Source organism: Anaerobacillus sp. 63XJN7_5_ISO-PGPR-S23-430, from assembly GCF_056173695.1.
In genome coordinates this window covers 1,242,321-1,261,677 of the sequence record NZ_CM149686.1, presented here as the reverse complement: position 1 = coordinate 1,261,677, position 19,357 = coordinate 1,242,321, and the positions used below count along the sequence as shown (strand labels likewise).

The 19,357-nt window shown below is 41.0% G+C and carries 24 protein-coding genes; 3 read left to right on the top strand and 21 right to left on the bottom strand.

Annotation, left to right across the window (positions count from 1 at the left end):
• The 9 genes from AC0VYJ_RS06895 to AC0VYJ_RS06855 form a co-directional block, all read right to left on the bottom strand.
• Entirely contained in the window at nt 1–795 is a 795-nt protein-coding gene (locus AC0VYJ_RS06895) for a hypothetical protein (protein ID WP_475366957.1), read from the bottom strand.
• A 135-nt stretch (nt 796–930) separates the two neighbouring features.
• On the bottom strand, nt 931–2,277 hold the full coding sequence (locus AC0VYJ_RS06890; protein ID WP_475366956.1) for a GH1 family beta-glucosidase: 1,347 nt from the start codon (nt 2,275–2,277) through the stop codon (nt 931–933).
• Between the two features lie 36 nt (nt 2,278–2,313).
• On the bottom strand, nt 2,314–3,330 hold the full coding sequence (locus tag AC0VYJ_RS06885; protein ID WP_430241189.1) for a LacI family DNA-binding transcriptional regulator: 1,017 nt from the start codon (nt 3,328–3,330) through the stop codon (nt 2,314–2,316).
• Between the two features lie 88 nt (nt 3,331–3,418).
• Complete coding sequence (locus AC0VYJ_RS06880; RefSeq protein ID WP_226612072.1) at nt 3,419–4,261, bottom strand: carbohydrate ABC transporter permease; 843 nt, start codon at nt 4,259–4,261, stop codon at nt 3,419–3,421.
• The gene (locus AC0VYJ_RS06875; protein WP_226612502.1) at nt 4,261–5,199 is read right to left on the bottom strand and encodes a carbohydrate ABC transporter permease; all 939 of its coding nucleotides are present in this window, start codon (nt 5,197–5,199) and stop codon (nt 4,261–4,263) included. Before AC0VYJ_RS06875 ends, AC0VYJ_RS06880 begins: the two co-directional genes overlap by 1 nt.
• Nucleotides 5,200–5,282: 83 nt before the next feature.
• Nucleotides 5,283–6,575, bottom strand: coding sequence for an ABC transporter substrate-binding protein (locus tag AC0VYJ_RS06870; protein ID WP_475366955.1), 1,293 nt, complete (start codon nt 6,573–6,575; stop codon nt 5,283–5,285).
• A 277-nt stretch (nt 6,576–6,852) separates the two neighbouring features.
• The gene (locus AC0VYJ_RS06865) at nt 6,853–7,083 is read right to left on the bottom strand and encodes a hypothetical protein (protein ID WP_430241187.1); all 231 of its coding nucleotides are present in this window, start codon (nt 7,081–7,083) and stop codon (nt 6,853–6,855) included.
• Nucleotides 7,084–7,119: 36 nt separating this feature from the next.
• Nucleotides 7,120–7,563: a hypothetical protein gene (locus AC0VYJ_RS06860; RefSeq protein ID WP_475366954.1), complete on the bottom strand. Its 444-nt coding sequence runs from the start codon at nt 7,561–7,563 to the stop codon at nt 7,120–7,122.
• 36 nt (nt 7,564–7,599) lie between these two features.
• The gene (locus AC0VYJ_RS06855; RefSeq protein WP_475366953.1) at nt 7,600–8,292 is read right to left on the bottom strand and encodes a copper homeostasis protein CutC; all 693 of its coding nucleotides are present in this window, start codon (nt 8,290–8,292) and stop codon (nt 7,600–7,602) included.
• 224 nt (nt 8,293–8,516) lie between these two features.
• Between AC0VYJ_RS06855 and AC0VYJ_RS06850 the strand changes: the two genes are divergently transcribed.
• Nucleotides 8,517–8,654 carry a hypothetical protein gene (locus tag AC0VYJ_RS06850; protein ID WP_475366952.1) on the top strand — a complete coding sequence of 46 codons (138 nt, stop codon included), beginning with the start codon at nt 8,517–8,519 and terminating at the stop codon, nt 8,652–8,654.
• A gap of 77 nt (nt 8,655–8,731) precedes the next feature.
• Here AC0VYJ_RS06850 and AC0VYJ_RS06845 read toward each other — a convergent pair whose 3' ends face one another.
• From AC0VYJ_RS06845 to AC0VYJ_RS06820, 6 genes are all read right to left on the bottom strand, one after another.
• Nucleotides 8,732–9,454, bottom strand: coding sequence for a DUF421 domain-containing protein (locus tag AC0VYJ_RS06845; protein ID WP_475366951.1), 723 nt, complete (start codon nt 9,452–9,454; stop codon nt 8,732–8,734).
• Nucleotides 9,455–9,755: 301 nt separating this feature from the next.
• The gene (locus AC0VYJ_RS06840) at nt 9,756–11,117 is read right to left on the bottom strand and encodes a DUF2254 domain-containing protein (protein WP_475366950.1); all 1,362 of its coding nucleotides are present in this window, start codon (nt 11,115–11,117) and stop codon (nt 9,756–9,758) included.
• Between the two features lie 346 nt (nt 11,118–11,463).
• The gene (locus AC0VYJ_RS06835) at nt 11,464–11,919 is read right to left on the bottom strand and encodes a GNAT family N-acetyltransferase (protein ID WP_430241176.1); all 456 of its coding nucleotides are present in this window, start codon (nt 11,917–11,919) and stop codon (nt 11,464–11,466) included.
• 49 nt (nt 11,920–11,968) lie between these two features.
• Nucleotides 11,969–12,565: a DJ-1/PfpI family protein gene (locus tag AC0VYJ_RS06830; protein ID WP_475366949.1), complete on the bottom strand. Its 597-nt coding sequence runs from the start codon at nt 12,563–12,565 to the stop codon at nt 11,969–11,971.
• A 360-nt stretch (nt 12,566–12,925) separates the two neighbouring features.
• Nucleotides 12,926–13,126: a helix-turn-helix transcriptional regulator gene (locus AC0VYJ_RS06825; RefSeq protein ID WP_194220828.1), complete on the bottom strand. Its 201-nt coding sequence runs from the start codon at nt 13,124–13,126 to the stop codon at nt 12,926–12,928.
• 6 nt (nt 13,127–13,132) lie between these two features.
• On the bottom strand, nt 13,133–13,660 hold the full coding sequence (locus AC0VYJ_RS06820; RefSeq protein WP_430241170.1) for a DUF6773 family protein: 528 nt from the start codon (nt 13,658–13,660) through the stop codon (nt 13,133–13,135).
• A 408-nt stretch (nt 13,661–14,068) separates the two neighbouring features.
• On the opposite strand from AC0VYJ_RS06820, the gene AC0VYJ_RS06815 reads away from it, so the two are divergent.
• Complete coding sequence (locus AC0VYJ_RS06815) at nt 14,069–14,395, top strand: heterocycloanthracin/sonorensin family bacteriocin (protein WP_475366948.1); 327 nt, start codon at nt 14,069–14,071, stop codon at nt 14,393–14,395.
• A 323-nt stretch (nt 14,396–14,718) separates the two neighbouring features.
• On the opposite strand, the gene AC0VYJ_RS06810 is transcribed toward AC0VYJ_RS06815, so the two are convergent.
• From AC0VYJ_RS06810 to AC0VYJ_RS06795, 4 genes are all read right to left on the bottom strand, one after another.
• Nucleotides 14,719–15,090 carry a DUF948 domain-containing protein gene (locus AC0VYJ_RS06810; RefSeq protein ID WP_475366947.1) on the bottom strand — a complete coding sequence of 124 codons (372 nt, stop codon included), beginning with the start codon at nt 15,088–15,090 and terminating at the stop codon, nt 14,719–14,721.
• A 386-nt stretch (nt 15,091–15,476) separates the two neighbouring features.
• Nucleotides 15,477–16,100 carry an HAD family hydrolase gene (locus tag AC0VYJ_RS06805; protein ID WP_475366946.1) on the bottom strand — a complete coding sequence of 208 codons (624 nt, stop codon included), beginning with the start codon at nt 16,098–16,100 and terminating at the stop codon, nt 15,477–15,479.
• A 55-nt stretch (nt 16,101–16,155) separates the two neighbouring features.
• Nucleotides 16,156–16,503, bottom strand: a complete 348-nt coding sequence (locus AC0VYJ_RS06800) for a hypothetical protein (RefSeq protein ID WP_475366945.1) — start codon at nt 16,501–16,503, stop codon at nt 16,156–16,158.
• A gap of 121 nt (nt 16,504–16,624) precedes the next feature.
• Nucleotides 16,625–17,092, bottom strand: a complete 468-nt coding sequence (locus AC0VYJ_RS06795; protein WP_475366944.1) for a GNAT family N-acetyltransferase — start codon at nt 17,090–17,092, stop codon at nt 16,625–16,627.
• 343 nt (nt 17,093–17,435) lie between these two features.
• On the opposite strand from AC0VYJ_RS06795, the gene AC0VYJ_RS06790 reads away from it, so the two are divergent.
• Nucleotides 17,436–18,467 (top strand): hypothetical protein, encoded by a 1,032-nt coding sequence (locus tag AC0VYJ_RS06790; RefSeq protein WP_475366943.1) that lies wholly within the window; start codon nt 17,436–17,438, stop codon nt 18,465–18,467.
• A 3-nt stretch (nt 18,468–18,470) separates the two neighbouring features.
• Here AC0VYJ_RS06790 and AC0VYJ_RS06785 read toward each other — a convergent pair whose 3' ends face one another.
• Both AC0VYJ_RS06785 and AC0VYJ_RS06780 read right to left on the bottom strand, forming a co-directional pair.
• Nucleotides 18,471–19,025 carry a DUF488 domain-containing protein gene (locus AC0VYJ_RS06785; protein ID WP_475366942.1) on the bottom strand — a complete coding sequence of 185 codons (555 nt, stop codon included), beginning with the start codon at nt 19,023–19,025 and terminating at the stop codon, nt 18,471–18,473.
• Nucleotides 19,026–19,178: 153 nt separating this feature from the next.
• Nucleotides 19,179–19,337, bottom strand: a complete 159-nt coding sequence (locus AC0VYJ_RS06780) for a hypothetical protein (RefSeq protein WP_194220805.1) — start codon at nt 19,335–19,337, stop codon at nt 19,179–19,181.
• Nucleotides 19,338–19,357 lie beyond the last annotated feature (20 nt).

Genomic DNA, 19,357 nt, shown 5'->3' with positions numbered 1-19,357 from the left:
TCACCTCAACCAAAGCCCTCTTGCTACTTCATCCGATAGTCCAAACCTATTAATAAAGTAATCCTGAAGGCGGCCTTTTTCTCCGCCTTCTACCCACTTGCGATACAAGCGAATAAGCTCACGTACATTGCCTTCGCAGTAGCTATCAATTAGCTCAGCAACTGTATTCGTACTTCTCCAATAATCATAAAACGCAGCCGAATAAGAGAAGTCGTCTCCACCTCGATAGCCCGCTTCTCCAAATGCGTCTAGCGTGTATTCCCCATACTTTTCTTTATGAGCGTCAATTAACAATCGCTCCACCTTCATCAGTTTTTCAAATCGCTCTTCTGACATTAAGAGTTTTCGAGGTAAGTAGAAGCAAATCCCTTCTTCGAACCACATATCATTCGCATTCTCTTCTTCCCAATCATCGAATTCTGAATGGAAGAAGTCAGCGTGGTGCGTGAATTCATGGGCAACAAGCTCTGCTACATCGACCATTTCAAGGTTTTCATAATAATCCGCTGCCTCTTTCACATCTTTTACCGTGGATAGATAAATATCCTTCCACGTGTCTCGTAATGGGGTTAAGTGGATCAAGTCTCTCGAAGTGTAGGCGGGCAATGGAATCGTCGAATACAGCTTTGTGGCTGATTCTAAATCGTGGAAAACAATCCCTCTTGGCGGCTCCTCAACGGTCGTAATTTCTTGCAGCGCACTCTCATATGTATCAAGAAATGCTAATAGCTGTAGTCCGCTCTTTTCAATCTCATTTGTTTTTGTTGTATCTGTTACCGATACGGCATAGTTCATATACAATCCCTCCGTCTTGCTATTTCGATTTCTCTTAAGGGTCCTCCTCTTTTTTTCCATCATTCGACTAATATAGAGTATGAGACTCTACGGTAAATCAAAATCCCCCACCGCCACACGGTGAGGGGAACAATCCTACTCCATATCAAACCAACCATTATCGATCGTCTGCTTGTACCAATAATAGCTATCCTTCTTCGTTCTTTCTAGCGTACGGAAATTAACGTGGACGAGTCCGAAGCGTTTATCATAGCCTTCTGCCCACTCGAAGTTATCAAGCAAAGACCATGTTAAGTAGCCTTTAATGTTCACGCCTGCTTCTATACTTCGACTTAACGAAGTAAGATGCTGCTTTAAATACTGTATCCGACGCTCATCTTTAACTTGACCATCTTCAACGCCGTCGTTATAGCAGGCACCGTTTTCGGTAATGTAGATCGGGACATCACCATATTGATCCTTTAATTTGCTAAGGACCTTATAGAATCCTTCTCCGTATACGTTCCAGCCAATATCCGTTTTATTATAGCCGATATCGATTTTCTCTAAATCAAATAAATCCTCGTTTTCTTTATACCTTCCGACGCTGCCTGTGTAGTAATTGATCCCAACAAAGTCGATAGGCTGACTAATAACGTCAAGGTCGCCATCTTCAAGCGTAAGGGAAACGCCTTTTTTCTCAAACCAATTCAGCATAAATTCCGGGTACCGTCCTTTAAAGACTGGATCAAAGAACCATTCGATAAACCAGCCCATCCCACGATTGCAGGCGTCAATGTCCTCCTGCTTATTACTAAAAGGCTCATTCCATTCGAGGTTTGGGGCATACCCGATGTTACCTTCCATTTCTAACTCTCTGAATCTCGTAACCGCTTTGCCGTGCGCTAATAGAAGATGATGTGAAATAGTAGTCGCAAGCTGGAGATCCTGATTGCCTGGTGCGTGAACGCCGATGAAGTTTGATAGGAAAGACACGCACCATGGTTCATTGATCGTAATCCAGTGCTTTATTTTCCCATTAAATTCGTTAAACATAAGCTCGGCATAATCAGCAAACGCATCCGTCGTTTCTCTGCTTGCCCATCCACCCTTGTCCTGAAGGACCTGCGGCAAATCCCAGTGATAAAGTGTACACATAGGTTCAATGCCATGATCGAGTAGGGCGTCAACAAAACGATGGTAATACTGAAGACCTTCTTCATTGACCTTCCCTGTGCCATTCGGAAAAATACGCGGCCAGGAGACGGAGAAGCGATACATTTCAATGCCTAGCTCCTTCATCAATGCAATATCTTCTTCATAACGGTGATAGCTATCACAAGCGACATCTCCATTATCTCCGTTCTTCACATTTCCAGGCGTATGCGAAAAGGTGTCCCAAATCGATTGGCCACGTCCACCTTCATCTACGGCCCCTTCGATTTGATAGGCTGCGGTTGCCGCGCCCCACTTCATATCATTTGGAAATTGTATAATTGCCATTGTCTTCCCTCCATTATCACGTCAGTAACTGTTTCGTTATACTTTACTTCCACAAGATTCTCTCACGATCAATTCTGAATCAATAAAAACGGGTTTCAATTCTGTTTTACCATTTGTTAAATCATGAAGCATATGAGCAGCAAGCTTACCGAGCAGCTCTTTATTCTGCCTTACAGTCGTGAGCTGCGGAGCACTGTAGCGGCAGGCATCGATATCATCACATCCAACTAGTCGGATATCCTCAGGAACCGAGAGTCCAGCTTCTTTAATTGCTCTTAGCGCACCAAAGGCCATCATGTCGGAAGCCGCAAATACCGCCTCAGGTCTAGCCTCTCCTTGGAGAATGCGATTCATTGCTGCATAACCGCTCTCTTCATGAAAATCACCGTACTGAATCCACTCTTTTCTCACTTCTAGACCAAATTGATTCATCGATTGTAGGAATCCTTTTTCTCGCAAGTTAGAAATCGCAGAATCTGATCCCCCACCGATGAAAGCAATATCTTTTACCGAATTAAGATACAGATGCTGAATCACTTTCGTAGACAAGTTAATGTTGTCTGTCATCACATAGCTTGAGCTTGGGCCATTGAGTTCTAGATCGATGCCCATACACGGGATGTCGCTTTCCACTAGCTCATAAATGGCATCCTCAATTTCCTCACCTGTGATGATCAAACAGCCATCCACATGAAAATGCCTGCACCTTGCAAGGTAGCTTCCATTGTCCTGATAAAACTGTTCATTCGAGAACATCAAGATGTCATATCCTAGTAACCCGACTGTTTTCTTAAATGCGGTTACAACTTCCATAAAGAAAGGATGTGTAAAATCAACGTTCACTCGGCCAGCATAGATCAGGCCAATGAGATTCGATTTTTTTGTCGCTAGCGCCTTAGCTGAAAAGCTTGGCTGAAAGCCTGTTTCTTCGATTACTTTAAGAACCTTTTTCTTCGTTCCTTCACTAATGCCACCGTAATTGTTAATAATTTTCGAAACGGTCGCTCTTGATACTCCTGCCATTTGTGCAATATCTTTAATCGTTAGGCTCATCGCTATCCCTTCTGACATCATAATAGAATTTATACTGATAGCTTACTAAGAAACGCTATGTGAAGCAATTTCTATATCGGCTGAGCCTCTATTTTACTGATCCTTCTGTAATACTCGAAATAAATAGGCGATTAAACAGTAAGAAAATAATGAGCAATGGAATCGTTGCCCAGAACACGCCTGAGAGGATCATTCCGAAATCAATATTAAACGTGTTACTTAAGGAAGCTAATGCAACCTGGATTGTATAATTCTCCGGGTCCCTTAAGACAGTAAATTGCCATAAGAATTCTCCCCACACCGCTGTAAACACAATGATGCCAAGCGTTGCAAAAGCCGGAAGAATAATCGGGACAACGATGCTTCGATAAATTTTAAAGTTCGAACAGCCATCGAGCTTCGCTGCCTCAATCAGCTCATCGGGTACCGATTCGCTCACATATTGTCTCATGAGGAAGATGCCGAGCGGATTAAGGAAGAACACAACCATAACCCCAGCAAGCGTATCGAGAAGGCCAGCTTTCGATACGAGAAAATACTGTGGAATCAATCCCAATTGTGGGGGAATGATCATCGTTAATAAAATTGCGATAAATAATCCGTTCTTGCCCGGGAATTTAAATTTTGCGAACGCAAATCCTGCTAGCGAGCTAATAAACAGCACAACAAGCGTAACGATGGAACAAATGAGAAAGGAGTTCCACATCGCTTGAAAGAAATCAATTTGATTCAGGACTTTCTGGAAGTTCTCGACTAGCATGCCGCCTGGCGTGATCGTAGGCGGGATTGAATTATAAGCTGCACTCGGACGCGTCGCCATCACAAACATCCAGTAGAACGGGAACAAGGATAAGAGTGAAGCGAGTCCTAGAAACAGATAGATGAGCACTTTACTGAAAGAGACTTTTTTTCGTTCCTTTCGATTCGCCATTACCTTACCCCCTTCTTCTTACGGCCATTGCCTGATGTGATGAGCGTATTGATTGTTGCAAAGAAAAGAATGATCACAAGCAGGATAATCGCTGTCGCAGAGGCCGTACCAAAGGATTGAAGCTTAAAGGCATCTCGGTACAAGTACATAACGACCGTTAGTGCTTCGTCTCGTGTAAATGCCCCAGCGCCTAAGAAAATCGTCGGCTCAGAGAAGAGCTGTAGTGCCCCAACTGTTGAGAAGAACACCGTTAAGATGATAAACGGTTTCAGCAAAGGCATCGTAATATAGAGAAGCTGCTGAAACTTATTCGCGCCATCAATCGTTGCGGCTTCATATAAATCATTTGAGATGCTTTGGATCCCCGCTAAGTAAATGATCGTATTGTACCCAACCCAGCGCCAGAACACCATAATGGAAATCGCGATTTTCGTTCCCCATTCAGATGTGGACCAATTCACCGGATCAAATCCGAAGACGCCTAGCATGTAGTTGGCGAGTGATGACTCGTGATTACTAAATAACACACTGAATATAAGGGCAACCGCCACCATCGAGGTGATATACGGCATAAAGATCGTAATTCGAAAGAAATTTTTAAATCGAAGGAATGTAAGATTTAATAGAAACGCCAACACAATGCCGACGACTATTTGTGGCGCCGTGCCCATTAATCCCATGATGATCGTATTGTATACTGACTTCCAAAAAAGAGGATCCTCTAAAACGATCCGAAAATTATCGAGCCCAACAAAGCTCATTGGACTTAATCCGTTCCATTTCTGAAACGCAAGATAAACGCTGAATATAGCGGGATAAAGACCAATCACTCCAAAAATAATGAAAAAAGGCGCTACGTACAAATAGCCTGAAATCATATCCTTTTTCTTTTCAGATCGATATCGTTTCTTCTTAACCCCTCTTTCCTGTCCACTCATTGAAATCACGCTTTCTCCCCACTTCCGGTGATTAAGTAGGATACGGTGGGTTTACCCACCATATCCCATCACAAATACTGCTTCTATCGGTCTATTAATTCCTCAGCACGCTTTATCGCAGCACTCCATTCTTTCTCAGGATCGCCACCTTCTTGAACGTTATGAAGCGCATTTAATACTTCTTGATGAACAGGGAAGTATTTCACGCCTTTGAAGACAGCGCCATCAATATCCTGTGCCGCTTCAGCAAAAACAGTTGATGTTACTTGCCCACCAAAGAACTCATCTTCGTTCGTTTTGAACTCTTCCATGTCATAGACAGAAGTAGCGGAAGGGAATAAGCCTTTGCTCTGGAATGATTTCAGCTGATTATCAGGGGATACAAGCCACTCGACAAAGTCATATGCTTCCTGTGGATGATCGGTTTCACTTGGAATGGAAATATAAGAGCCTCCCCAGTTCGCTGCGAATTCAGTTGGAAGTGTTGCCACGCGCCATTTTCCTACCGCGTCAGGGGCATTTCCTTCCATCCATCCCTTCAACCATCCTGCTCCAAGCTCTGCTGCGAATTCACCTTTGTTTACTCCGTTCGCCCATTCAGGTGTCCACATTTCAAGCTTGCCAACAATGCCTGCTTCATCTAACTCAACAGCATAGTCATATGCCTTTTTCACGTCGTTTCCTTCTTCACCTAGCAATAATTCACCGTCAGGATTTAAGTATGTTTTTTCAGAAGCATCTAAATAAGCGCGATAAGCCATTTCGATACTATCCACGAATGGTTTTCCTGTTTCTTCCTTCAGCTTCATTCCCGCTTCTTTAAACGCTTCAGGGGAATTAATAAGAGATTCTACTTCCGCTGGCTCTGTTGGAAGTCCAGCTTCTTCAAAGAGATCCGTGCGGTAATACAGTGCCTTCGGGCCAATATCCGTCGGTAGACCAATTAGGAAATCGCCTTCTTGATTTGCGCCAGCTTCCCATTTCCAATCTAAGTATTGATCCTGCACATCCTTCGCACCAAGATCATATAAATTCTCAAAACGTCCCTGCGCTTCTTTGAATCGATCCAGTTGATCCACTTCCAAAGCCGCAATATCAGGTGCCCCACTACCAGCAGACAAAGCTGTAAAAAGCGCATCATGATGCTCGGCTGATTCTGCAGACCTCACTTTAATCGTCACGTTCGGATGTTCCTTTTCGTATTCCTTCGCAAGCTCTTCATAATTCGTTGCACCAAATGCCCAGAAATTCAACGTAACCTCTTCATCACCGCCATCGCCAGACGTACTGTCATTTCCATTACAAGCTGCTAAAGAAAATACAAGCAGCGACGCCAGTCCTAACCCCAACCACTTCTTTTTGCTTTTGTTTTTCACCGTTACTTCCCCCTCATGCGATTTTTAAAAACGCTTGGAAACCGGTTTCCTAAATGAATAAAAAAATGAACGATTCACATCAAAGTAAAGCGTTTTCATAAACTGATTATAAGATTATATCGTTAGAAAAGCAACATTATTCTAAAAATTTGTAAACCGGTTTCTTAAATGTTTTAGAATATTGAAACTGAAAGCATCGATGGCGGAATACTGATTGGAACGATAAATCCTTTGCTACAGTTGTTTAGAGAGAAGGTCGCTGTTTACATTGGTAGCGCTAAGTGGTTAATTTAAGTGCAATAAATAAAGCAATAACCATACCTAAATAAAAAACAACATCCCACATTCGTATTGGTTTATAAAAGAAAAAGTAGCTGATAAACAAATAGATAGTATAGCTTAAGAAGCCATATACGATTGAGACTTGAAAAAGGAATGATAGGAAGACTAAAACCACAAGCACCGTCACATTCCATTTTTCTTTCTGTTTCCGTTTTGCGTCATCCATTTGCTCATCACCTTTCTTTGACATGTTGTATTGAGCTTACGAAACTTGGAAAGAAGTACGCGCTAACTTTCCCTTTGCCTTTTCATCAAATTTCCAAAAGACTGAAGCGGTAAAAATCACGGTAAACAGCCAGGGACTCGTACTAATGAAATAACCGAAGTCCGTTACTACTTTTGTAATCGGAAAGATAAACGAGAATAACATCATTCCGAGTCCGACGTGGACAAAATAGGCATATCGCTTCCGGCGATTACTTTCGCGTGTGAGCTCATCAGAGGCGATTGAAATCGCAATTCCTACTACTAACAGGAACGGTAGCAGATAAATAATCATTAAAAAAGCACTACCAATAGCGACAGAAATATCTCCTTCTCCCCCGCTCATTAGATAGATAAGACCCCCTACCGTCGTTAATACAATGCCGAATACCCACGTGATTAGGGCGGTCACCAGGGCTGTTTTGAATTTGCTGAAAAGCATATGTATGAACCCCTTTTTGCATTTAATGAACCACGATTACTTCCTTTTGTTTAGCACCTGTTCAATCGATTTAATCGATTTTTCACTAAAGTGATTTGAAAAATCTTCTCCCACTCTTACGCCTTTACCAAAATGATATTCTTCTGCTTGCACCGCTTGGTGAATGCTCTCAATAGTAGCGAGTGACAGTCCTGATCCTGGCATGATCGTTGGAATACTTTCTTCCGCCGAGTAGCGCACAAGCTCTTGAAGCTGAGAGATCCGTTCTTGCCCTTCCTGATTGGTACCGGATGTAAGAATTCGCTTCACATTTGGGTATTGAGCGAGGGTTTTATACCCTTCTTTTTGAGAAGAGAGTTCTTCGAACGCTCGATGAAAGGTGATGTCGATATCCGGTTGCTGCTGAATGATTGTTTCAAGTAACTCTTCGTCAATGGTATGATCCTTCGTAATTCCTCCGATAACAATCCTCTTGCCTCCGAGTTCACTTAAGATGCGGATATCTTCAAGAATAACCTCTTTCTCCTCATCGCTGTAGCAGTGGTTATATCCGTTTGGACGAATCATCACCTGAACGGGAATCGTAACACTGTTTATTACCGACTTTATCGTTCCATAGCTTGGCGTTAACCCTCCAGCTTCAATACCAGTCACAAGCTCAACTCGACCTGCTCCGAATGCTTCTGCCTCGATCGCTTCTTCTCTGTTCTGTACGATCACTTCGATCATTTCTCCAACTCCTATCTGATTCACTCGATGTTTTTGTATCGTTCTCACTGAAATTAAATGTTCCACTATCATCATAGCTTTTTCCATTTCAGGATGCACGGGTTTTGGCGAATTCGCGAGGTCGCGAGTGCCTGTCACCTCCCGATTCCTGTCATTACTTGTCGATTAAGCTCTATGTATAGTTTCGCTCCTATTAGACACTCTAACAACCAGGGGTGATTCAAATGAAACTTAACAAGAAGCAATACGCTAATCAACCTTTTGCTAGTAAGAAATCGTACACGAATGAAGCCGATCTGGCTCCTTCTCAAGATGACCAAGCTGGTCGTCCACTAGAAACCAAATCAAAGCGGAAATCATAAAGAAACTCAGGCCAACGCCTGAGTTTCTTTATGCAGCTTCTATCCAAACCTCTTGTATAAGTCGCCGCTCCCTCTGTTCAGTGTCGAAAAGGCGGAACATGATTTGACGCTTGATCCTTCCTAGAAATAACTAACTCATGCTTTGCATTAACTCCGGCGTAAAATAACGAAGATGCAGCAGGCTCCCCTCTTTTTTCAAGCTGATCCATTAGCCATGCTTCAGTAAGCCCTAAGTGCTGCAGTATATCCTTCTGTACTCGCCCATCCAAAATAACAGGAATCTCAACATCATTGGCCTGCTTATCGATCGCCATATCTTCACGAACAACGCTCTCTTTACTTGGATATAGTTTCACACTAAGTCTTCCATTAGCCTCCACAATGGCAAGCTCGACATCTTCTGTATGGAAAACGTCCTTTTCTCGAAGCATCTGAAGGACATTATCAATCGAATATTGAATCTGCTTCATGTTGTCTTTAAGGAATACTCCATTGTACATCACAACAGTAGGTTCGAACGTAAGAAGCTTTCCTAACTTCTGATGCTTTATCTTTATCCTTGAAATTAACTTCTGTAGCAATCCGATCGCAATCATTGCAATAACCGTGTGAATATGATCAATCTCAGGATCAGCGATATCCGCACCTACCACAGCCCCAAACACTAGAACGACGAGAAAATCAAATACAGGAAGCTCTCCAATAGACCGCTTCCCCATATAGAGTCCGATGGCGAGCATGAACGGAAGAATCGTTACTATCCGGAAGATGACCTTCAAGGCATCCATGAATATATCCATAAGACCCACCTCTTTTTAACGAATAGCCTCAGTATGGCCAGAAAGTTGGGAAGGCAGTACTTTCAAAATAAATGAGAAAGGACTTACCCGCTTCTACGGATAAGTCCTTTTCTCATTTGTATCCAACAATTTCCTTTACTCAAACAGCTCAGGCAACCAAAGCGTTAGAGATGGAATATAGGTAACAAGCAATACAATCACAATCCCCGCGAAGAAAAACGGCAGGATGTCTTTTATCGTTTTTTCAATACCTACCAGGAAATAAACTACCTTTAACGTGGTTGTTCCTTTTCATGATAGCTTAATTTGAAGAAGGCATCTTAGAAGCACTCTTCGAACTAACCCGCTCCAGCATGTATTCAAGTAGGAACAGATAATCCTTCTCATTACCCGTCTTTTTAGCAAGTACGGATAAAGGCTCTAAAATGTGCAGACAATCATTTTCGTACAGGCTGTAGTTATCAAACCCTAAAATCGTCTGGCGGGCAAATTCCCATAGATCTTTGTGTGCTTCCTCATCCATTGTTTTACTTAGCTGGGCAATCATCGTTAAAAGCGCCGTTATAATTGTTGTGTTTTGATTGGCATATTCTCGAATGGAAGCAAATCCCTTGTGAAGGTAATAACTAAAATCTTTTTGATTTAAGATAATTCGTAGCTTCTTTTCCTGATCAAAAAGGTAGGGAGAGAAATTCTTTGATTTGCCAATACTATTCAACAGATCAGCAATCTGATGAATGGTATTCGTCACCGTAAGCGGATCATTGTGACCCAAAGCCTTAATAGCTAATTCGGCAAGCTTAATAAGACCATATTCCAGATCTTGAATCTCTGTTTGTTTGACCCCGATTTCAATGGATTTCAAGTAGCGGTCTGGATTCATCACTTGTCCATGTTCCCAATAAGTAAGCAGTGGTGTGCCTGCTATGACGAATTCTCCAATTCTAACATCGAACCTGAGGAGAACGTCGTCTCTATTCGCTTGTTTAATCAACCTTGAAAAGTCAGCGACTTGAAGATAACCAGATTGATTGGTTTTGATAATTTTTCCATCAGAATCTGAAAGAATGTCTTCCTTCTGTACTTCCTTCTGAAGGTGATAAGGCTTTAATTCTTCTTCAAGAGAAGCCTGCACTAATTTTGACTTAGCATTCATATTGAAACTGATATTATGAACTTGCATCCACGTAGCAGTATGGTTGATGAAATAAATAAACGTTATGGCGGCTGTAATAGCTGTCAGAATGGATAAAACAGGTGTCGCAACTACATACTCCTCTTCTCCGTGCGTCACGTATAAGAAGTTTAAGAGGACGTAAATAAAACTTCCGTTAAAAATACCGAGTACATGCTGCGTCGCTCGGTCACTAACGAAGTTGACAAGCATTTTAGAAGAAAACTGCCCACTAAACGTCGTCAGGGCAACAAGTAAGGAGTTAAGTGTAAAGGCACTTAAGGTCAGCACCCCTCCTACAAGTGCACTCAATAGAACCTGTAGCGTCTGACCACTAAAGCCAATTCCAACTGGCAGATACAAGCTAACATCCACAACATAGTCGAGATAATAGGTAAAAATAGATAAACCTACAGCTCCAACAATATACCAAAATGGCATAAACCAAATGGTTGAATTCAATTCACTTTTCCGCTGACGTCTCGACATCTTTAAATATTTCTTTATATAGTAAAAGAACCCCATTTAATCACCATTCTGTTCTTAAGAGTTTATATCACTTCTACTAACTACCCTTGTCAGGAGTAAACTAACCTGGATTTTATTGTTTCCATCAAGAGGAGCATAAAAACATAAAAAAAACTCCAGCGGCCCATACAGGCTACCCTGTTTTATACGATTATCTTATCGATGAACGCTTTTTCGTATTTCCTAAAAAGGAAAATTACTCTGAATTAATACAAGATGCCACCCTACAACGAAAAGAAGTGCTAATTGACTGAACCATTAGCACTCCTTTTACTTCTCTCTAAATGACACATCATAGAAAACAATCTTACATCTCCAAACTCATAAACACACTATTCGGATCTTCCCTATACCCCGCAAACGGCTGACACTCGTGAAATCCGAAGCTTGCATACAAACGCCTGGCCGGCTGAAAGACTTCCATTGAACCTGTTTCAAGACTCAACCGTTCGTATCCACGCGCTTTCGCTTCATCAATAACGTGTTGAAGAAGTCTTTTTGCGACACCCTTTCTTAGATGAGCAGAAGCTGTTTTCATGGACTTAATCTCAGCGTGGAGGCTGTTCAATCTTTGAAGCGCTACACATCCAATTAAGTCACCCGCTTCCCAAGCACTCCAAAACGTAATCTCAGGCTTCCGTAACCCCTCTAGATCCAGCGCATGCTTACTCTCCGGTGGAGAATGCTTTTGCATACTTTGGATATGGTCATTCAATAATTTAGCCACTTCAGGTCCTCTTAAATCATCTACTATAATCTCCACTGAATTCACTCCTTTATCGGTACATTGCTCGCTTTTCATGATTAACAAATCACTCGATCGTAATATCATATTCCATTTGTTTCGCTGTCTTTAACGCGACTTCCTTACCAAGTAGCCTAGCGATCATATGGAACGACAAATTGATGCCTGCAGAAATGCCCCCTGATGTTAAAATCGAACCTTCATCGACGAATTTGACATTCCGTTGAACGGAGACCTCTGGAAATTCCTCTTCTAATCGATCAAGATCCATCCAATGAGTTGTCGCTTTTCTTCCATCAAGCACACCTGCTTTCGCCAGCAGCAAAGCTCCCGTACAAACCGATGTCATCAACTCCACTTTTGAGTTCTGATCTTGAATCCATGCAATTATCCGAGGATTGTTGATTTCAATCTGTTCAGCGCCATACCCACCTGGAATAATGACGATATCAAACGAAGGGTGGTCGTCGAAACTATAATCTGGTTGCAGCTTCAACCCATTACGCGCCGTAACCATTTCCCCATTTTCCGAGATTGTTTTAACCACAAAAGGCTTTACGTTCGACTCTAGTAAAGTTGTAACCGAAAACACTTCAAAGGGACCCGCAAAATCCAAGACTTCCACCTCATTAAACAGTAAAATACCAACAAGACGCTGCCGCATTTACTTGACCTCCATGATTAATCGATTTCCTTTTCGATAGATTAACTTTACTATATTATGAGGTGGCATTTCTGATAAAATAACCGGATACGGAAAAAATAGTTCCGATTAAGAGGAGTTGTTTCATTCTGAGTGAATTACTTTTATCAAAAAAATTCATACCTACTTACTTTATCGCTGCAATCTTCGTCATTCTCTTATACCGTACAATCGGAAATTCATGGTTTGAGGCAATACTCGTCAGTTTTCCTTGTTATCTTGTAGGCATTATTTCGCTTGCCCAAAATTTCGGTAAGAAAACAAAATAAGACTAAAAAAGCTACGTCACTCTACAACTCGTAGAACAACGTAGCTTCTCTTCTATTCAGGATCCATCCAAAACAGCTCATCAAGCGATTTATTTAACGCCCAACAAATAGACAAGCACAACTGCAGCGTCGGGTTATATTTTCCGAGCTCAATGAGCCCAATCGTCTGTCTCGACACGCCAACCTTTTTGGCAAGCTCCTGCTGGGAGAGATCATGCTCCACTCTTGCCATTTTTAATCTCACATTTTTCACAACTGATCACCGCACATCTTCATCATCCAACTCTTCTAATTCCTGCTCATTTATCTTATCACTTTTATACTTCGCTACCGCATAGGGTACCACCATTATGACAAATAAGACAGGAATGTAAATCATTAAGCACCCTAATAAAATACTGAGAAAAAAATAAAATGTTTCCTCAGCACCTTCTCCATACTTCAAAGAGTTTCTAACCGCAAGGAAAAGAGAAAACCCCACTCCCAAGAGAAGACTGATCAAGAAATTCCGTTTACTAAAGCTCACCTTCCTCGATCGATCGTGCATCTCTACCTCATCTGAAAAAATTCCAAGGATCGTTGATCGTATAAGATAATACCCAGAACTGGCACTAAAAATAATAATCTCCGTCCATACATGCTGTATTCCGTCCTCAACCAGAAACTGTTTATACAAAACTGATAAGGCACAAATCACCACAATGAGAATATACATTTCCCGGTAAATCTTATTTTGAAGAGTCGTCAGCCGTTCGTCTTTCTGCTTCCCCTTAAATCCAAATCCCATTATTACCCTTCCTCCCTTTTATAAATTTAATTTATCCTTCTTTTTCCATTATATATTATTAATGTCGTTTTGCAATATATATTGTTCATTTAGACGTATTTAATTTTCTTTCAAGGGTTTTACCACAAATTAAAAGGGGGGATTTAACCATGAGGTCCTGGTTGAGCATTCTTGAGAGATTTAATAAATGAGTGACTTGATCTGACTGTTAGGCATCCTGCGAACCGTTGACACGATGCGATTATTCATAAATGTCCCTTCTCCAACTAGTTTGTACCGATGTATTCCGCTCCTTAATTAGGAACATTACCCAGTCACTCTACATATTTTGTTGGAGAAAGTGTTTCACTAGATAATCGACTAGGATATTCAAACCATTAGAAAAGAACGTCGGTGGAGGTGACATAAATGAATCAATTTCAAAATGATCTTCAACACTTAGATGTCGGAGAATACCATGCCCAAAATTTAGTACCATGTGAGCAAGTCAACTATCATACAAATGTTGATCCAAATGATTCCCGCTTAATCGGGTTTGTTTGCTATGGCTGCTTCCGATGCGCAGGTTGTGTAGGCTGCGCTGGATGCGCGGGTTGTGCTGGATGTGCGGGGTGTGCCGGGTGCGGCGGCGGCTGCGCGCGTTGTGCTCGATGCGCTGGATGCGGCGGTTGTGCCGCAAGATGTGGAGGTGGCGGTCGTTGCGGTGGAGGCGGTGGTCGTTGTGGTGGACGCTGATCGGATCAATTCCTAACATAAAATGAAATTGGATTGATTTTAATCACGCTTTTGATAAACGAATTACATCATAAACTAAAACCCCACAGAAAAGAGCTTAGAGGCACAATGCTTCCAAGCTCTTTTTCATTTCATTAAAGCTGCATGGCCGTCGTACAGGACTAATGATATAGTGAACAGCCTAAAAATATCTATACAATATAGATAAATCCTAGCCTCGGAAGCTCATAAATTTAAAAAGAGACCGGTTTGGTAGTGCACCCCAGAAGTTAGTTTTAACTCTAACTTTCAGGGGTCACTACCTATTCCCAGTCTCTTTCTCCTTATTTCAATTTAATGTGTACAGGCTTACTTTCCTGTGTATGGATGGTTTTCTTACGGTTCTTCTGCAGTGCCGTTCTTTTTATTGAGCTTGTTACATCGTGTATCATATCGCCCACATCATGAGCGGACTCGATTAAGGGGTCAACGGCTTCCATTTTCCCTTTGACATCAACCGAAATTTCATTGGCTTTATGAATCAGTTCCTCTGCTTCATCTGAAATGCCGTTTACTGAATTACGGACGCCAGACAACGTCTCCTTTGTTTCTGCCAATGTTGTCATAACTTTTCGTAATGTTAACACCAAATAGACGACAAGAACAATAAACGCGATGGCTACAAGGGTAACACTCCACTCAATTATTGAGACCACCTCCCTTCTTTTCTCTAAGTCTATGAAGGTGGGGGTTAGGACATTCCTTTATTGGAAACAGATGAAATTTATCAATGTAAGATAGGTCAAAATGACCTGATTCTAGAGGGTACCAGTCGCCATAGCTGGAGAGTTCTAAAGGATTAGCAGTCTCTTAAATGCAGTGCCTACCGTTTAAACTGTAGAACACGATATTTCTTATTCAAGATGAGCGATCTAGACTAAAATAAAAGCAACTTTCCTCAAGAAGACGCATTTTTGAAAGTACGTTTTTCTGATTGAACTATTAACTTTGCGTATTTTCTCCATCGCTATACTTGATGTTCCGGAGAGTATCATTAAACTTAGCTCCCGAGAATTACAAGGCTATTCCTCATAAGGCCCCTTTAAGATCCATATAATTCCACCAACTCTTCAAACCTATCTATAACCTCATCATATTCACTTACCTCTCCAAACCCATACTTTGCATAAACAAAAGGTATCCCAGCATATCTTGATGCCTTTAAATCACCTTCTGTATCGCCTATGTATATAGGATTAGTTAGGTTGTTCCTTTCGATAATCAAGTTAATATTTTCCCCTTTAGATAGCCCGGTTCTCCCTGGATTCTCAAAGTCCGAAAAATACTCGCCTAAGTTATGAAACTCATAAAACGATTCGATGTATCCATCCTGGCAGTTGCTAACGATATATAGTTTGTATTTCTTTGAAAGTAATCTAAGGACATCCTCTACCTTATGGAAAAGTTGCCCCCCTTGTTTCTTTAAGTAATGCTCCTCGGTATTTAAACACTCTTGCATCACTTGGTCACGCACTTCCTTTGCCAAATGTGGAAACAATTTTTCACTAATTTCGTGCACTTGTAGCCCCAAAGTTCCTTCAAAATCAGTTCGGGTTAGTTCTCTGTTAATTTGACTATGCCTCCCGATGCAGCCATTCCACGCATCAAGTACAGTATCAATCGGATCCCAAATCGTTCCGTCTAAATCAAAAATAATACTATCCATATTTAGATTCACCTCTCGAAAAATTAAAAATTTCTATTTCAGTGGAATGAACTCCTTACATATTCGTTATGCCATTAATGAAGATGCTAAATACTAAGCTGATTGCTGTAAAACCAGCCACGGGAATTGAAAAAACTTTGTTACTTTTAAACTCATAGATCGCTATTATTAAACCTGCGACACATAGCACTACCCATACAGGCATAAATAGGGCATCTGCTATATTCACAGGTAATAATGCGTAACCACCCCATAAGAAAAATCCCCAGTGCAAAACCAACAAACCTACGATAACATAAGAAATTTTTCGAGGTGGTTTTCCTTTCTCATTATTTCTAGCAGCTCTAATTGGAGTAACGATAAATGTCAAAATGGCAATAGTTCCTAAAACCATTAAAAACACTAGTGAAAACCCGATAATGATCAATCCCTTTTTGATGATTTATTCAACCAATTTGCTCTAAACGTACGTTTAGCGCTTACCTTTTAATCAGCAAGCGCTTCTCTATTCTTTAACTAGCCGTTTAGATAAACCCTCTCATCCTTATCACTGTTCCATCCAACTCTAAACCCATCTCTTCCATACCAAGTTTATGGTAAAACCTTAATGCAGATGGATTTGACGGTGATACTCTCAAGTGAAATTCTTTAAGATTTTGATCCGCAAAATAATTGGAAGCGTATTTGTGTAACTCTTTGCCAATACCGATGCCACGGCTTTCTGGGACTAAATAAAATAAGTTCACATAGCCAATTTTCCTACCTTCATATTCCTTTACAGTTAATTCGAGCTGTCCGATGAATTCAGACTCTTTTTCTACCATAACGAAACCACCTGGAAATTCATTCACCTTATTTTCTAACCAATTTAAGTATTTATTTTCATCTCCAAAGTTTGTTAAATCTCCAAAACTCACTAGAAAGGAATCCTTACGAAACGTTATGACTTCTTTACGATGTTTAGCTATATTTATGGTTTTATAATTTAACACCTGGATTCACCTCTTTCTTTCGATATCAAAAGAATAAATCCGGAATGATTCCATAAATCAAAAATTCAATCGTATCTTGGGTAGTAATATCCTTATCCTTTACCCAAGAAATTGTCATATGAGCTAACATCATCCCTAACCTCAATACCAATTATTTCAAATTATAGTCATTTACTCAATCTCTATTTTCATAAAAAAAAATCTCTTATTCAGATCGCTTTCACCTTTGATAGCTTTTTGAAATCAACTCGATCCGAGTTAAAAACCTCAGAAAAAATCCTTTTGGAATATGCCAATAAGCTATATCATGGAACTCGTGACCAATAAGAAACGAGTGATTTTTATGAAAGCAAACATAAAGAGAAGAGAAATTCATCCGGCATCGGGCGGGATACTAATGGCACTTGGGATTTTCCTCTATGCAGACGTCGAGGCTTTCCCTCTCATTGCACGGAATTTTGGTGGGATGTTACTCATTGGCGTTTGGCTAATTAGTGTGGGCTTATTATCTTCATTAGTGCTACAGTTTTCTCGTAGAGAATGGAGGGAAACAGTCCTCCACCATCCCGTTCGTTTTTTTATGATGGGGACGTGGGTTGCGGGGATATTTGTTCTTTGTCAGGTAACGTTAAAGTATTTTCCTGAATCATTTTACGTCATTCAAATACTTGTCATTTTAAATACATTTCTAAGCTTCCTGTTCTTAGGCGGTAGCCTTATTCATTTTTATTCTCTATTGAAAGAACAATCCACCTCTTCTATACATGGAATTATTTTGCTATCAACTGTGACGACTCAAGCCCTTGTCGTTACATGGGCGAAGATGTTTTCCTTACCTCTTGAGGTTCTATTATTTGGTGTGATTTTAGGTGGGCTTTTCTATCTATGTGGAATTTGGTGTTTAAGCTTACGTTATTTGCGCGGAAGAAACTGGTCGTTGAAAGACGATTGGAAGAATACAAACTGCATTCTTCACGGGGCATTATCGATTACTGGATTAGCACTCGTGTCCACTCAGGCTTTGTCGGCAACTAGCCTTCTCTTTATGTGGATAGCGGTTCTTCTTATCTTGCTTAGCGTTGAAACGATCGAAATCATAAGAGCAGTCAAGAGAGTTCAAGCATTCGGTTGGAGAAAGGGATTATTCACGTATGATGTGAGTCAGTGGTCGAGGAACTTTACGTTTGGGATGTTTTACGCTTTTTCAATAGCATTGCCCGAGCGACAAAGTTCGATCGCTTTAATCGATCAGTTTCAACACCATTTTATATTCTTATGGAGTTGGGTTGTTATCCTTCTTCTTTGTCTAGAGGTCATCTTATGGATAGGCTCCCTTTCACTGAGAGAAAAGGAGCCTACTACATTACAGGAGTAACCTTTATTCATATAAATTTGGATACACGACGGTGCCATCCTTTTCAATTATTGGCATGGCCCCCCACTTTCCAAGCTCATGCTTAACGAGCTTTATTGTTTTTTTAGAATCGTCGATGATGTGGAGAACTTCCCAATTGTTTGCCTGTAACCAATTACTGATGAGCAAACGGTGACATCTGGCGGGATGACGTTCAGAACACATGTAGGCCACGTTCATTTTCTTCGCCTGCGTCTTAAGTTTCTTTACTCCTTCAATAAATTCGTTCGTCAACGTAAAATCAGCGTAATTGTGAAATGAAGGGTTTTTCCACCCTTCATTCAACTCAGCCCCAACAGAGCTAGACTGACGTCGTCTCCCACCGAGAAGAGGAAAGTGTGCGTATTCTATCTTTGCTTCCCGAAGCCATTCCTTCATATTTTCGCTCTTATATTGCGGGTGCTTCCGGCTTCCGGGGAAAGCTCGGATGTCCGCCACGTAGGAAATGTCAGCTTCTCGCAACATGTCCAGAAAATATTCCTTGGAATGATTGGAATGTCCAATCGTATAGATTTTCACGAACTGTCCTCCTTTCTCCAACTTCATGTTAAAAACTCTTTCTCTTCACCTTTATTCAAATAGATAAATAGTGCCTGTCACCCATAGGGAGTCAGGCACTATTTATCTATTTATATCGAGAATAACTATCGTATCTACGTTTGGAGTAATAGCTTATTTTTCTTTTTGCACCATCTTTTTTAATTCTTCTTGTGCTTTTTGTACCGATGCTACATCTCTTTCTAACGTTTCCAATTTTGTAGTAATCGGTTTTAAAGCTTCTTCAAGCACCGTTTGCAAGCGGAGGACTTTTTCATTTTCTTTCGTTTCCATAAATACCTCTCCCTTCAACG